The sequence below is a fragment of the Luteipulveratus flavus genome (genome assembly GCF_029439465.1).
GTDB classification, from domain to species: domain Bacteria; phylum Actinomycetota; class Actinomycetes; order Actinomycetales; family Dermatophilaceae; genus Luteipulveratus; species Luteipulveratus flavus.
In genome coordinates this window covers 47,916-61,629 of the sequence record NZ_JAROAV010000050.1, presented here as the reverse complement: position 1 = coordinate 61,629, position 13,714 = coordinate 47,916, and the positions used below count along the sequence as shown (strand labels likewise).

Annotated in this window: 14 protein-coding genes; 5 read left to right on the top strand and 9 right to left on the bottom strand. The window is 70.5% G+C overall.

From position 1 onward, the window contains the following. Window positions 1-289 precede the first annotated feature (289 nt). The gene (locus P4R38_RS18070) at window positions 290-1,003 is read left to right on the top strand and encodes a methyltransferase domain-containing protein (protein WP_277193385.1); all 714 of its coding nucleotides are present in this window, start codon (window positions 290-292) and stop codon (window positions 1,001-1,003) included. A gap of 435 nt (window positions 1,004-1,438) precedes the next feature. Here P4R38_RS18070 and dnaB read toward each other — a convergent pair whose 3' ends face one another. Further along, window positions 1,439-4,273, bottom strand: a complete 2,835-nt coding sequence (gene dnaB / locus P4R38_RS18065; protein ID WP_277193384.1) for a replicative DNA helicase — start codon at window positions 4,271-4,273, stop codon at window positions 1,439-1,441. Between the two features lie 388 nt (window positions 4,274-4,661). Between dnaB and P4R38_RS18060 the strand changes: the two genes are divergently transcribed. Then, window positions 4,662-5,609 (top strand): MerR family transcriptional regulator, encoded by a 948-nt coding sequence (locus P4R38_RS18060; protein ID WP_275237220.1) that lies wholly within the window; start codon window positions 4,662-4,664, stop codon window positions 5,607-5,609. 248 nt (window positions 5,610-5,857) lie between these two features. On the opposite strand, the gene P4R38_RS18055 is transcribed toward P4R38_RS18060, so the two are convergent. From P4R38_RS18055 to P4R38_RS18035, 5 genes are read right to left on the bottom strand one after another with little or no spacing between them, the layout of a single operon-like run. Then, window positions 5,858-6,619, bottom strand: coding sequence for an anti-sigma factor (locus P4R38_RS18055; protein ID WP_277193383.1), 762 nt, complete (start codon window positions 6,617-6,619; stop codon window positions 5,858-5,860). Next, window positions 6,600-7,118, bottom strand: coding sequence for a hypothetical protein (locus P4R38_RS18050; protein ID WP_277193382.1), 519 nt, complete (start codon window positions 7,116-7,118; stop codon window positions 6,600-6,602). Before P4R38_RS18050 ends, P4R38_RS18055 begins: the two co-directional genes overlap by 20 nt. Before the next feature lie 19 nt (window positions 7,119-7,137). Further along, a complete protein-coding gene (locus P4R38_RS18045; RefSeq protein WP_275237217.1) occupies window positions 7,138-7,797 on the bottom strand; it encodes a class F sortase in 660 nt (219 codons plus the stop codon). 1 nt (window position 7,798) lies between these two features. Further along, the gene (locus P4R38_RS18040) at window positions 7,799-8,626 is read right to left on the bottom strand and encodes a DUF4397 domain-containing protein (RefSeq protein ID WP_277193381.1); all 828 of its coding nucleotides are present in this window, start codon (window positions 8,624-8,626) and stop codon (window positions 7,799-7,801) included. Window positions 8,627-8,676: 50 nt separating this feature from the next. Beyond that, complete coding sequence (locus P4R38_RS18035; RefSeq protein WP_277193380.1) at window positions 8,677-9,321, bottom strand: fasciclin domain-containing protein; 645 nt, start codon at window positions 9,319-9,321, stop codon at window positions 8,677-8,679. 545 nt (window positions 9,322-9,866) lie between these two features. On the opposite strand from P4R38_RS18035, the gene P4R38_RS18030 reads away from it, so the two are divergent. From P4R38_RS18030 to P4R38_RS18020, 3 genes are read left to right on the top strand one after another with little or no spacing between them, the layout of a single operon-like run. Then, complete coding sequence (locus P4R38_RS18030) at window positions 9,867-10,295, top strand: phosphoheptose isomerase family protein (RefSeq protein ID WP_277193379.1); 429 nt, start codon at window positions 9,867-9,869, stop codon at window positions 10,293-10,295. Window position 10,296: 1 nt separating this feature from the next. After that, complete coding sequence (locus P4R38_RS18025) at window positions 10,297-10,689, top strand: SRPBCC family protein (protein ID WP_277193378.1); 393 nt, start codon at window positions 10,297-10,299, stop codon at window positions 10,687-10,689. 43 nt (window positions 10,690-10,732) lie between these two features. After that, a complete protein-coding gene (locus P4R38_RS18020) occupies window positions 10,733-11,998 on the top strand; it encodes an NAD(P)/FAD-dependent oxidoreductase (protein ID WP_277193377.1) in 1,266 nt (421 codons plus the stop codon). A gap of 13 nt (window positions 11,999-12,011) precedes the next feature. Here P4R38_RS18020 and P4R38_RS18015 read toward each other — a convergent pair whose 3' ends face one another. The 3 genes from P4R38_RS18015 to P4R38_RS18005 are packed head-to-tail and all read right to left on the bottom strand — an operon-like array spanning window position 12,012 to window position 13,698. Continuing rightward, window positions 12,012-12,650 (bottom strand): class I SAM-dependent methyltransferase, encoded by a 639-nt coding sequence (locus P4R38_RS18015; protein ID WP_277193376.1) that lies wholly within the window; start codon window positions 12,648-12,650, stop codon window positions 12,012-12,014. Window positions 12,651-12,679: 29 nt separating this feature from the next. Then, on the bottom strand, window positions 12,680-13,096 hold the full coding sequence (locus P4R38_RS18010; RefSeq protein WP_277193375.1) for a pyridoxamine 5'-phosphate oxidase family protein: 417 nt from the start codon (window positions 13,094-13,096) through the stop codon (window positions 12,680-12,682). Next, window positions 13,093-13,698: a class I SAM-dependent methyltransferase gene (locus P4R38_RS18005; protein ID WP_277193374.1), complete on the bottom strand. Its 606-nt coding sequence runs from the start codon at window positions 13,696-13,698 to the stop codon at window positions 13,093-13,095. Before P4R38_RS18005 ends, P4R38_RS18010 begins: the two co-directional genes overlap by 4 nt. Window positions 13,699-13,714: the final 16 nt, after the last annotated feature.

Below are 13,714 nucleotides of genomic sequence, written 5' to 3'. Positions count from 1 at the left end.
GAGACACAACCCGAAGTGTCCGGAAACACCGGGGCGGTTCAGGGTCGGACTAGGCCAAGCCAGCTCACTCACATCCTCGTCAGCCGGGCGCTTCATGTACGTCGGAAGGTCAGATCTGGCGGCGATGAGGTGCCACGGCCCGAACACCAGCCCACACGTCGCTGAGCCGCGTGTCGCCGCACTTTCGAGCCGGCTACTGAGCCGTCACCCGCGGACGGCGATCGAGCCGTCATAAGGTTTCGTCGTGAGCGTCATCCGTAACCGTTCATCGCAGTCGTAGCTGCGAGCGGTGGCCAACACCCAACACGGGTCCAGTTACAAAGACGCGTGCCTCGGCCTGCTGCGGTTGACCGAGGGTCAACGCGTCGTCGACCTGGGGTGCGGTCCTGGCGTCGACCTCGCCGCACTTCGCGCCGGAGTGGGCACTTCCGGCGAGGTGATCGGTGTCGATCTGGACCTCGAGGCGCTGGACTCGGCCAGCCAAGCCCATCCTTGGGCGCGGCTGCTGCACGGCGACATCGCGCACGTTGGAGACCTCCCTGACTCCTCGGTCGATCGGGTCAAGACCGACCGGGTACTCCAACACGTGGATGACCCCTCCCAGGTGGTCGCCGAGATCGCTCGTCTTCTCGCTCCCGGCGGTCGAGCCGTGTTGTGCGAGCCAGACTGGGACACCCTGATCCTGGATGTCGAGCCCTCGATCAGCCAGCGCTACCGCGACTTCGTCACCGGCACCGTCATTCGCAATTTTGCCGTTGGCCGTCAGATGGCTCGGTTGTGTCGGTCGTCCGGGATGGTGGTCGAGACGGTCGTCGCGCATACCGCAGTCATCACAGACCCGCGGGAGGCTGCGACCGTTTTAGGTCTGCGGCGTGTGTCTGAGCGCGCTGCTCAGGTGGGGGCCCTGACACCGCAGGAGGCTGAGGTCATCGCGGACATCGAGAACGCGCAGGAATGCTGCGCCGCGGTCAGCGTGATACTGACGGTCGCCGTTCGGCCCTAAGAACCCAAGGTGTACTGAGCCGCGTGTCGCCCCACTTTCGAGTCGTCACTGAGCGGCCTCCCGGCCGCGCGAGACGGGTGCCCCGACCGTCGCCGATTGCGTCGTTGATCGCGACGATGTGGCTCGTGCGGTCCCGTTTCTAGTGACCTGCTCGCGACAGTCCTCGTACCGCATGCCAACGTGCTTCCAACCCGAGGCGAACAGGCTCGGCGTCGTCTGTCTGGCTTAGCCGTCGCCGCGTTCGTCAACGGAGTCTTCCTCGCTGGACAACTCCCATCTCACCCAGGAGCCATCGCTGCCGCGGTCCCGACGGGGGGCCAAGTAGTCACCGTCTGTCCATAACATTTCGTCATGCACCAGACAGCCAGCATAACGATGCGTTTATGATGCATACGAGGTGCGTTTAGGAAATCTTCGCTGCATCTCGACATCGGGCTAGAAGCTTTGGGCCATGTTGGTGAAGCGGCTGTAGTGGCCCTGGAACGCGAGCACGATCGTGTCGGTCGGGCCGTTACGGTGCTTGGCCACGATCAGGTCGGCCTCACCCGCGCGCTCGGACTCCTTGTTGAACGAGTCTTCGCGGTGCAGCAGGATCACCATGTCGGCGTCCTGCTCGATGCTGTTGTGAGCGGCGACGCCGTTGGCGATGAAGTTGTGGCAGTTCAGCACCGTCGCATCGAAGACCTCCTCGACCCCGTCGGGCTCGACCGACAGGACGGCGTCCCAGAGGACGTCGTTGACCGCGTCCAGGTCGAGGTCGGCGTCGGCCAGCAGCGTTGCTACCTGACCGAGCGAGTTGTCCTCGGCCGCCGCTCCTTGCAGGCCGTCCCACACGCCTGCATCGACGGTGGCCGCCTCCCGAGCGGCCGTCCGCGCGCGCACCCGGTCCAGCAGGGCCTGCTCGTCGACTGACCGGGGCGCCAGGGTGTGGATCTCCTGCAGGAAACGTCGCTGGTCGTCAACTCCCTCGATCAGCAGCTCGAAACCGTTGCCAGCCATGACGATCCGCGTCGAGATGCCATAGCGCAGCAGCATCGTCCCGACATCGTGCAGCAGCCGTCGAGACGCCGCCCGGAGCGCGACGACACCCTCGCCGTCCGCATCGAGCTCGACTCGCCCGTCGAGTCGCCACATCGTGTCCACGAACAGTGCGATCTGCCGCTTCGACATGTGGAACATGCTCGGGATCAGCCGTCGCTCCGAGTGCGGGACGATTTCAACACCAAGAAGGGACCCCTGCGAGCGGAGCAGACCATCGCCCTCGCGGTACTCCGTCCGGGAGGACCACAGCGTGGCCATCGCCCGCAGCTGTCCGTCGTCCTCGAACGGCTCGTGGCGCTCGGGGGCCGGGACGTGGCGGGGCACGGCCACACGCTCGCCGGTCCGGATGTCACCCAGGTCGCGCCAGCCGTCGTACGTCAGGAAGCGGTGGTTCTCGGTCGCTCGGACGGTCTTGCCCGACGCGAGGGTCAGCCGGAACACCGGTCGCGTGCCCGTCGAGAACGCGTGCGTGAGCGGGCGGACGACGTACCGCAGCGAGTCGTCCAGGGCCCACACCGGCACATCCCTCTCACCGGAATCGGCCAGCTCACCGATCGAGACCTCTGCGCCGGTGTCCGCACGCAGAAGTCGCGTTTCCGCTGTGAGACAACCGGATTCGCGAAGGTCGGACATCTGGGGGCGCTTGTCGGTCCGCTGCTCCGGACCACGGTTCAGCTGCGAGATCGCGATGACCGGGACCTCGATCTCCTTGGCCAGCAGCTTCAGCGCACGCGAGAACTCCGAGACCTCCTGCTGACGCGACTCGACCTTCTTGCCGGATGTCATCAGCTGCAGGTAGTCGATGATCACGAGCTTCAGGTTGTGCGTCTGCTTCAGCCGCCGGCACTTGGCGCGGATCTCCATGAGCGACATGTTCGGTGAGTCGTCGATGTAGAGCGGCGAGTCTGACACCTTGCCCATGGTGGCGGCGAGCTTGGTCCAGTCCTCGTCGCGCATCGTGCCCTTGCGCATGTGCTGCAGCTGGATGCCGGCCTCCGCCGACAGCAGGCGCATGGTGATCTCGGTCTTGCTCATCTCTAGGCTGAAGATCACCGAAGCCTGGTTGTGCTTGATCGACGCCGCCCGCGCGATGTCCAGCCCGAGCGTCGAGTTGTGCGTCGGGATCATCGCCCGCGACGCCAGGTACAGGTGTGCCTCGTTGTCCACCTCGACGCACCGCACCGGCACCGACGACACCGGGCGGACACCGATCACCTTCCACGACTCAGCCGCGAGCGGCGACCCGGCCACCGGCGTACGGTCGATCGTCACCGTGCCGGCGCACGCGGCCACGGCAGTCGTCGTCCGCACGACCGGATCTGCACCGTCTAGCGATACAAACCACTGGTGCTGCTCGTCGGCCACGATCACCGTGCCGTCGGAGAACTCGACCTCGTAGCAGGGCCGACCGTCCATCACCTCGGTCGCCGCCACGACGCGGGTCGGGCGACCGTCAGCACCGATCAGCTCGTCGCCGACCGCGACCGAACCCATCGTCGTCCAGCCCTTCGGTGTCGGCAGTGGGGTGTCCAGCGCGAGCGCCTTGCCGACGGCGGGCCTCGCTGCGACCACGATCATCTGGCCGGGGTGGAGGCCGTTCGTCAGCGTGTCCAGATCGGTGAAACCCGTTGGCACGCCGACCATCTCGCCGGTCGTGGACGACGCGGCCTCGATCTCGTCGGCCGTCGCCTCGATGACCTCACCGAGCCGCACGTAGTCCTCGGCGCCGCGCTTGTCCGCGACGGCGTACACCTCGGCCTGCGCGGCGTTCACGATGTCCTCGACGTCGCCGCCGCCCTGCGCGTACCCCATCTGCACGATGCGGGTGCCCGCGTCGACCAGCCGGCGCAGCACCGCCCGCTCGGCGACGATCTGCGCGTAGTACCCGGCGTTGGCGGCGGTCGGGACGCCCTGGATCAGCTGGTGCAGGTACGCCTGCCCGCCCGCCCGCGACAGGTCGCCGCGCTTGGTCAGCTCGTCGGCGACGGTGATGGCGTCGGCCGGCTCGCCCCGGCCGTACAGGTCGATGACCGCGTCCCAGATGAGCTCATGGGCGGGCCGGTAGAAGTCCGTGCCCTTGACGGCCTCGACACAGTCGGCGATGGCGTCCTTCGAGAGCAGCATGCCGCCGAGGACGGACTGCTCGGCGTGCACGTCCTGGGGCGGGAGCCGGTCCTCGGCCCCTTCCGGAGGCGGCCCGTACGACCCTTCGAGCTCGGCGATCGACACCGTTGACCTCCCCGTCCCAACCGACACTCGAATCACAGCAGCAACCACCGACAAGCCCCGACGGGTGGTGATCAGCAGACGCTACGAGGCCCCACCGGCCTCGGGCAAGGCAGGGTGGAACGCCCCTGTGGACATCGTGTGGAGAACGTGTGCAGAACCGCCCCCAACCGTGGACGCCGCTGTGGACGAACCTGTGGACAGTGGGGACAACCGTCGTGGACAACGCTCTGACCTGCACGAACGCCGTCCCCATGCTGTGCACAACAAGAGGTTCGGCACCGGGAGGTGACCCGTCCGTACCGCGAACGCGCCACTCCGGATGCGTCGGCGCGCTGTTCTGGCTACGATCTCGAGAACCGCTTCTTGTCGAGACTTTGTGGAGGGTGGGGTGGGGGACGGCTACTCGATCGGCGAGGTCGCCGCCATGACGGGCGTGAAGTCGGGGACGTTGCGCGCCTGGGAAGATCGCTACGGCCTCGTGATGCCCATCCGTTCCGGCTCCGCGTACCGCGAGTACGGAGCCGAGGACGTCGAGACCGTGCGACGCATGCGCGTCCTGGTCGAGTCCGGCGTACCCGCGCGCCGCGCCGCCGCTCTCAGCCGCGCGGCCCACGGTCAGGCCGCGCCCACGCCGGTCCCGGCGCCGCGGCCGACGGTGACCGTCGAACCCGTCGGCGGGCGTATCCGGTTGCGCGGCCTGGACGACACGACGGCGATCTCCCGCGTCGGCGGCGTGTTCGACGGCCCCGGCCTGCGGCGGCTGCTCGACGAGGCGTTCGCCTTCGCCGACGTCGAGACCGTCGTCGACAGCTGGCTGATGCCGAGCATGACCGACGTCGGCGCCGCGTGGGAGCGCGGCGATCTGGACGTCGCTGCCGAGCACTTCATCAGCTCGGCCGTGATGCGCAAGCTCGCCGCCCTGTTCGACGCGACCCCGGCGATCGGCCCGAAGGTCGTCGTCGGTCTGCCCGAGGACGCACGCCACGAGCTGCCCGCCCTCGCCTTCGCGCTGCTGCTCCAGCGCGCCGGGGCACAGGTGCTGTACGTCGGGGCGGACGTCCCGCACGACAGCTGGCGCCGCATCGTCGAGCTCTGGTCGCCGCTGGCCGCCGTCGTCGCCGCGACGAACGACGACGAGATCCGAGTCGCCACCAGGGCAGCGCGCAGCCTGCGCGACAGCGGCGTCGAGCTGGTGTACGCGGGCGGGTCGAGGGCCGAGCAGGTCGAGGACGCGATCCTGGTGCCGGAGATGTTGTCGGTCGCCGCGCAAGCCGTCGCATCCGCCGTGCTCTACCGGTTCGGCAGCACGAGCCCCCGGGTCCGCCAGCTGGAATGACGAGGGCCGCGCCGCCGGCGTGACGCCAGCAGCACGGCCCTTCCGCGAGGGTGCCCCCGCTCTCCCGCCCCGAGAGACGGGGGCGTGCACATCACAGGCTTTCCCGTAGCCGAGCCAACCTCGTCGCAATGCGCTGTCGCTCCGAATCGGACGAGCCGGGCTCGGGTCGACCTGTCCACCGTACTGGGTGATCCGTGATTCCGCTCCCGGTCGGCACCGACAGCCGGGCACGACCGCCCAGATCCCTTCTACTGCAAGCGCCCTCGGACCAGACTGTCACCGGAGTGTGCCGGCTTGTCGTCGAACTGCTCGTGCGACACGTCGACCGTCGTGTAACCGGCGTCGATCACGGCCTGCGTCACGGGGAACTCCACCGAGCCACGTCCGCGCAGCACCCCGAGCGAGATCATCCGGGTGCCGTCGGTGTTGATCAGCCACACCTCGAGGTAGCCCTGGCCCGGCTGCGGCTCGTTCGCGTCGACCCGCAGGGACACCGCACCGCCGGAGCGCACCAGCTGTGCGGTGCCTCCTTGTGCGTCGGCCTGCAGCTGGCCGAGGGTCGCCGAGGCGAGCACCGTGCCACCGTTGTCCTGGGACCGCGACCACGCCCCCCAGCCGACGACCGCGCCGACCAGCACGACCGCGGCCAGTCCGATCGCAGCCCATCGGCGCGAGAACGTCGGACGGGCGGACGGCGCTCTCGTCGCCGCAGGCTCATCTGCGGCGGTGGCGCCAGGACCGCCGGCCGGGGCCGGCTCGGAGTCGTCGGCAGAAGCGGAAGCGGCAGGAGCGGCGTCGATCGCCTGCTCGATGTCCGGCCACAGGTCGCGCGGCGGGTCCAGCCACACCGTGCCGAGGCCCTCCTCGCTGATCCGGCTCCGGACCTGGCGCAGCTCCTCGACCGACTCCTGGCAGCGGGCGCAGGTCCGCAGGTGCGCGGCGACCTGCGGGTCCGTCGGCCCGAAGCCGAGCGCCACGTCGACCAGCTCGTCATCGGTGGGATGAGTCATCGCACACCTCCTTCCATGCGCCCCGAAGGCTCAGCACGCTACGACGCACGTGGCGACGAACCACGTCGACCGGGAGGTCGAGCCGGCGTGCGATCAGATCATCCGGCATCCCCTCGACGAGGGCGAGCCGGACCGCGGTGGCCGCGGGCTCGTCCAGCCGAGCAACCTCGTACGCGAGCAGCAGCCGGTCCGGAGCGGCCCCGTCGGCGTGGCTGCCGAGCAGGTCCTGACCCGTACGCTCCTCGAGGCCCTCGCGGGTGAGTGCGACCAGCCGGGCCGGGACGGCGTACGGCTCGTCGGTGAGGGAGGCGCGCTGCTCCCACAGCCGGACGAACACCTGCCGGGTGACCTCGGCCGCGGCGTCGGGGGAGCGCAGCGCACGAACCGCGATGGTGTGGACCAGCAGCCCCCACCGCTCGTACGCCTGGGCGAGAGCGTCGGAAGAGCCGTCCCGCAACCGCCGGGACACGGACGCGCGCGCAGGGTCGTGATCTCCCACCCACGCCTCCTCTCGCCGCTCATGGTCGGTCCGCGGCCGCGACCGCAACCACATTCTGCTCGTAGTGACCGGTGCTGCGGTCGAACTCGCCACCGCATGTCACCAGGTGCAGCCGCGGTGGACCGGACCGGGAGAACAAGAGACCGGTGTCGAGCGACGTCTTGTCGATGTGCACGACACGCTCGACGCGGTAACCGTACGACCGCCCGTCGCTCGTGCGCACCGTGATCCGGTCACCGCGGTGCAGCCGCCCGATCCGCGACAGCGGACCGACCCCGTCCTCGCTGCTGTCCACGTGCGAGGACACGACCACGGCTCCGGCCGTGTCGCCGGGCGCCGGTCCGAACCGGTACCACGCGCCCACGTGCGAGGACGAGGGCAGGGCCATCCGTCCCGCGCGGTCGACGCCGAGCGCGACCAGCGGCAGGTCGGCACCGATCCGGTCGACGACGACCCGGGTTGGGACGGGTCGTCGGCCGGCCGGATCGGCAGTCGGCACCGACGTCGGCGTCGGCGTCGGGTCGGCGGACCGGGCGCCGGAGGTGCTCGTCGGCACCGCCAGCGCCCGGCTGCTCTGGGCCGTCGGTTCACGCGTCGCCCACGCCGCAGCGCCGCCCGCGGTGACGGCGACCGCGAGGGCCGTCGTCGCCGCGAGCCGTCGCGAGCGGGCGAGCGCCATCTCAGCCCTCGTTGCGGCGGCGCCGCATCGGCACGTAGACGAGCGCTCCGGCGACCACCGCGACCGTCAGGACCGTGGCGACCCGCTGGCGCTGGGCGTCGGACGCGACCTGGCCACCGGTACCCGACGGCACCCCGCCGGGAGCCGAGTGCAGGCCGCTGATCGTCTGCGTCGCGAGCTTCAGGTTCTTGTCCGAAGCGCTGCCCCACGCGTAGACGATCGTGTTCGTGCCCTCCTTCAGGTCCAGGTCGGCCGGGCCGATCGCGACCGTGTCCGTGCCGGCGAGGGTGACGTCCGCCGAGATCATCCCGGCGGGCAGGTCGGCCTTGGCCTCCTTGGGGTTGACCAGGTTCTGGAAGGCCGCCTTGCCGTTGGCGCGGACATCGACCGCGGGTGCGGCGGCCGTGTGCCGAACGGTCAGCCGCGCCTGGCCGGCCGCCACCTTCGAGGTGTCGTTGACGAACGGCGTCAGCTCGGGCTTGCCGTCCGCGCTGAGGTGAGCCACGACCGTCGCGTTCGCGCCGGCCGGGACCTTCACCCCGTTCGCCTCGATGAGGGCCTTGCCGCCCGCACCGGCGCCGGCGGCCGTGACCTTGAGGTCGTACGTGCCGGCCGGCAGCTGCTGCGGGTCGGTGAGCGTGCCGGGCTTGAAGTTGGTCAGCAACGGCTTGCCGTTGGCCCAGACGTCGACCGTGACGCCGGGGACGCCGTGCAGCACCGACACGGTCGCGGTGTCCGCGGCGTGTGCCGGGCTCGGCGTGATCGCCAGGCCGAGGCCTGCGGTCGCCGCGAACGCAGCACCGGCGGCGAGGGTACGAGTGGTGTTCATGACTGCTCCTTCTCGAACTTCCTGGTGGGGTGTCGTGCGGGTGTTGCGGATCAGAGGTCGGCAGGGCGCAGGACGAAGACGATCCCGTGCGCGATCTGCCGGTTGCCCTTGTTGATGTCGAGGGCGAACGGGTTGACGATCGGGTTGACGTCGTTCGGGTCCTTGTCGCGCAGCACGATCAGCGGCAGCTGCCGGCTGAGGACGCGCACCCCGATGGTCGGGCCGAGCGCGGTGGTGAGCTGGGCGCCGTCGGCGTTCGCGGCGGCCTGCTTGTCGATCGTGGCGCCGGGCACGACGTGGTAGAGCAGGACGGACTCGATGGCGTCGATGCCGACCGTCTGCGCCAGCGTCGTGAACGTCTGCTGCTCCGAGCCCGGCCAGCGCTTGGTGAGGTCGAACGCCAGCACCTGGAAGGCGCGGTCGTTCGGCAGGAACGCCGTCAGCGGGACGGTGCCGTCGGCCAGGACGGCGACCTTGCTGGTCGGCTTCGCCGCGAGGACGGCGCCGACCGCCTGGGCGAGGATGTCGTAGTCGTACCAGTTGCGGTCGAAGGTGTCGCCGTCAGCGGCGAGGACCGACGCGAGACTTCGCGTGCCGAGGCTGGGCGCTGCGGGAGCCGCGGAAGCGGCGGGGGCCGCGAGTCCGACGGCGGTCGCGGCGCTGACCGCGCCGACCAGCCAGTGACGTAGGGACATGAGACGTCCTCTCGGTGGGGTTCGCCGACGTGGGGTGTCAACGAGATGCCCTTGCTTCCGGACGAGAGCCGTCCACGGATGCAGTGAGAGGGAAAAGTTTCGAGAAGTGCGAACCGGGCGGTCAGGCGGCGCGCTGCTCCGGTGCGGGAGCGACAGTCGGCGCGGCGGAGTCGGTCTCTGCGGTCGACCCCTCCGAAGACCCCAGAAGACTTTGCTCGACTCTGGCCATCACGAACGGCAGCGCCATCATGACCGTCAGGTGGAAGAAGATGAGGGCTATGCCCCTGCCCAGGCCCACGTCGCCACACTCTCACTCGCAGCGGCTCTTGTCACCACTTGTGAACAGTCAAATGTGTAACAAGGGGTCCTTTTTCTTCCCAAGTTCACCTGCGCGAGACCCGCGCGGCCCTCTACGCTGTTCGCTTTTGTCGCAGGGGGATCCGCGACAAGCACCGTGGCGCCGCCCGCCGCGCTCCCACCGGCCTGCCGTCGCGGCGCCTAGGTTCGAGGGGTCAGGCAGTGCACCTCGTCCGCCAGGAGCAGTCATGAGCGCCGACCACGACAGCGCCGAACGACCCGACCGGCCGCCCGTCCATCCGCGGCCCGACGGCGTCGACGACGCGACGGTCGAAGCGCTGGGCACCCTGTCCGAGGCGCTGGAGGTCATCGAGCACGCGCGCGGTCTGCTGTACGGCTTCCACCGGCTCAGCGGCACGGCGGACCTGACCCTCCAGCGAGCGGTGCAGCAGCTGCGCGAGGCGGGGCACACCGGGCTCGCGGCGCAGCTGGACGACGTCCTCGTCGGCCGCGACGTCGTCCGGGACATGTGGACGTTCGAGATCGTCGAGGCCTACGACGAGGGCTACTGGCAGGTGTTCCGCGACCTGGAGCGCACGGCGCGCGAGCAGCTCGGCGTCCACGAGCCGCACGTGCTCGAGTCGGAGATGAAGCACCGCGAGCAGGGCGGTCGGTGACGTGGCGACCGTGACCGTGTCCGTCGAGGGCTCCGCAGCGCCGGCGCAAGTGTGGGAGCGCTACGCCGACATCGGGCGTTGGACCTCGTGGGCTCCGCACATCCGGGCTGTCGAGCCCTCGGCACCACGGCTCGCGCCGGGGGTGCGCGGAGTCGTCCGCAGCGTCCCTCCGGTGTCGGCGCGGTTCGTGGTCGACACCGTGCAGGAGCCTGAGCGGCGGTGGACGTGGACCGTCCGGGCGTACGGCGCCACGCTCCACCTGGAGCACCGCGTCGAGGAGGTGCCCGCCGGGACGCGCGCGACGGTGGTCGTCCGCGCACCCGCCGTCCTGGCCTACCCGTACCGGCCGGTGATGGCCTACGCGCTCGGCCGGCTCGTGGCGGCGAACGGCTGAGCCGACGGTCGACGTGCGGGTCGGGGAGCCCTAATGTCGAAGAATGAGCCAGCACGCCGCCCAGGAGAACCACCGTCCGCGGGTCGTCGTTCTCGGCGGCGGCTTCGGTGGGATGGCCGCCGTCAAGCATCTGCGCAACGCCGACGTCGACGTCCTGCTGATCGACCGCCGTTCGTACACGACGTTCCAGCCGCTGCTCTACCAGGTCGCGACCGGCGGCCTGAACCCCGGCGACGTGACGTTCGCGCTGCGGGCGTTCACCAGCCGGTACGACAACGCCGACTTCCTCCGGGCGACCGTGACCGGGGTCGACACCACCGAGCAGCAGGTTGAGCTGGAGGGCCTGGACCCTGTGCCGTACGACTTCCTGGTCGTGTCGGTGGGTGTCACCGCCAACTTCTTCGGCATCGAGGGCGCCCAGGAGAACGCGCGCCCGATCTACACCCGCCAGGACGCGATCACCGTCCGCGACCGCATCTTCACCTCGATCGAGAACGCCGCCCAGGCGCGCTCCGGCAAGCGTGAGACGTCCGTGGTCGTCGTCGGCGGCGGGCCCACGGGTGTGGAGATGGCGGGTGCGCTCGCCGAGCTGCGCAACGGCGCCGTCCCGGTCGCGTTCCGCACCCTCGGCATCGACCAGGTGCACATCGTGCTCGTCGAGATGCTGGACCACGTGCTGTCGCCGTTCGCCCCCAACCTGCAGGAGTACGCCGCCCGCGAGCTGCGTGAACGCGGCGTCGACGTACGGCTCGGCACCTCGGTGCAGCAGGTGACGCCGGACGCCGTCGTGGTGAAGCGCCCGGACGGGGAGCAGGAGACCATCCCGAGCGTCATGACGGTGTGGGCGACCGGCATCACGGCCGGCCCGGTGGTGGGGTCGTGGGGGCTGCCGACCGGTAAGGGCGGGGCCATCGAGGTCCAGCCGGACCTGAGCGTGAAGGGTCTGCCGAACGTGTTCGCGGCGGGCGACGTCGCGGGCGCGGGCCTGCCGCAGGTGGCGCAGCCGGCGATCCAGGGCGGCAAGCACGCGGCGCAGCAGATCAAGCACCTGCTCGCCGGTGAGCCGACCACGAAGTTCTCCTACTTCGACAAGGGCACGATGGCGACGATCGGCCGCAGTGACGCGGTGGTCCAGCTGCCGGTCGGGGTCAAGCTGCGCGGCAGCATCGGCTGGCTGTCGTGGCTGGGCCTGCACCTGATCGAGCTGATGGGCGGCCGCAACCGCGTGGCGGCGATGGTCAACCTGGCGACGCGCTACTACAGCTGGCCGCGCAGCGTGAACGTCGTCGTCGGCGACCCCGCGGAGTGACCTCGTCGCTCGCTCAGCAGCGCCGGGCGATGAGGTAGCCCTGCGGCTGCAGCTCGTCGGGGTCGGCGGGCTTGGTCGCGGTGAGCACGACCCGGAAGCCGGCGTCGGTGACGCGCCGGGCCATCTCCGCCTCGGAGAGCCAGTAGATGTCGAACTCGACGTCGAGGCTGCGACCGCCGCGGCGGAGGGTGTCGTCGCCCTGCTTGTACGCGATCGCGACGTGGCCGCCGGGGCGCACGACCCGGGCGAGCTCGGCGAACGCCCGCGGTCGCTGGTCCGGCGCGAGGTACATCAGCGAGTACCAGCCGAGCGCCCCGGCGAGGGAGGCGTCCGCGAACGGCAACGACCGCACGTCGGCAACTTCGAAGGGGTGGCCGGGGTAGTCGCGCCGTGCCAGCCGGATCATCTCCGGGGACAGGTCGACCCCGGAGGGCGTCAGCCCCAGCCCGGCGAGGTAGGGCGCGAGTCTGCCGGTGCCACAACCGATGTCGCCGACGTCGGTGCCCAGCCCGCTCTCCAGCACGAGGTCCCGGAAGACGCCGAGGACGCCACGCTCGACGGGCATCGTGTCGATGATGTGGGCCAGCCGCTCGGCGTACACGGCGGAGATGACGTCGTGCGCCTCGCGCAGCTCCCGGGTCTTCGCGTCCATGCCCGAGACCGTAAGGACGGCCACCGACATCAGCCGGGCAGGTGACCCATCACCCGCGTCACCCGGACCGCGATCACAACCCGCAGCGGGTTCTCGCGCGGCACGCGGAACCGCTGCGCGTACCGCTGCTCGGCGAGCCGGACGTCGGCCGGGTCGTCCAGCACGGTGGCGACGCCCTCGACGGTGACCCAGCGGCGGCCGTCCACCTGGCACAGCGCGACGGGCACGCCGCCGTCGCCACCGGCGAGCACGTTCCGGGCCTTGCGCGAGGTGCGCGAGGTGATGACCCGGACCAGCGGCTCGTCCGGGTCGAGGGTCGCGGCGACGGGGACGACGTGCGGCGTGGCATCCGGGCGCGGTGTCGTCAGGGTCTGCAGGTGGCGCTCACGCCAGAACTCGGTCAGGGCGGGGTCGCGCAGGTCCAGGGCGGCCTTCCGGGTGCTCATCGGCCCATCGTCGCCGACGATCCGCGGGGCGCGGACGGCAGGACGGCCCGTCCGACGACGAACGGGACGACGACGCCGGGGGCGACCCGGACGTCGTACGTCTCGGTCTCGACGTGCTCCCACGCCAGCGTCTCGATGACGCTGAGGGTGTCGCGGGTCGGGCGGCAGCCGTGGTCGAACCGGCGGCTGAACGGCGTGGCCATCCGCTGGAGCCGTCGGGACCAGGAGCCGTGCGGCGCCCCGACGTGCTCGGCGAACGCGAAGGCCCCGCCCGGCCGTACGACGCGACGGATCTCGGCCAGCGCCGTCGGCTGGTCGTCCACCGAGCACAGGGTGAAGCTGGTCAGCGCGGCGTCCACCGACCCGTCGGGCAGCGGGATGTGCTCCGCCCGGCCGAGCAGCAGCCGGTCCTCGCCGGCGACGGTCGGGACGAGCCGGTGGTGACGAGACTCGTCGGGTTCCAGGCCGACCCACCGCGAGCCCGGTGCGAGGTGGGCGCGGCGGCGCGGCGTACCCGCCCCGATGTCGAGCACCGTGCCGTGCAGGCTCGCGATGAGGGCGTCACGCGCGGCCTCGACCGTGACGCGAGTGGCTGTGGTCATCGGTGCCCTCCAGGTC

Coding starts and splice junctions, on each gene's coding strand:
- P4R38_RS18055 (WP_277193383.1), bottom strand. CDS start 6,619: ATGACTCATCCCACCGATGACGAGCTGGTCGACGTGGCGCTCGGCTTC.
- P4R38_RS18030 (WP_277193379.1), top strand. CDS start 9,867: ATGAGCGCCGACCACGACAGCGCCGAACGACCCGACCGGCCGCCCGTC.
- P4R38_RS18010 (WP_277193375.1), bottom strand. CDS start 13,096: ATGAGCACCCGGAAGGCCGCCCTGGACCTGCGCGACCCCGCCCTGACC.
- P4R38_RS18035 (WP_277193380.1), bottom strand. CDS start 9,321: ATGTCCCTACGTCACTGGCTGGTCGGCGCGGTCAGCGCCGCGACCGCC.
- P4R38_RS18005 (WP_277193374.1), bottom strand. CDS start 13,698: ATGACCACAGCCACTCGCGTCACGGTCGAGGCCGCGCGTGACGCCCTC.
- P4R38_RS18045 (WP_275237217.1), bottom strand. CDS start 7,797: ATGGCGCTCGCCCGCTCGCGACGGCTCGCGGCGACGACGGCCCTCGCG.
- P4R38_RS18020 (WP_277193377.1), top strand. CDS start 10,733: ATGAGCCAGCACGCCGCCCAGGAGAACCACCGTCCGCGGGTCGTCGTT.
- P4R38_RS18040 (WP_277193381.1), bottom strand. CDS start 8,626: ATGAACACCACTCGTACCCTCGCCGCCGGTGCTGCGTTCGCGGCGACC.
- P4R38_RS18015 (WP_277193376.1), bottom strand. CDS start 12,650: ATGGACGCGAAGACCCGGGAGCTGCGCGAGGCGCACGACGTCATCTCC.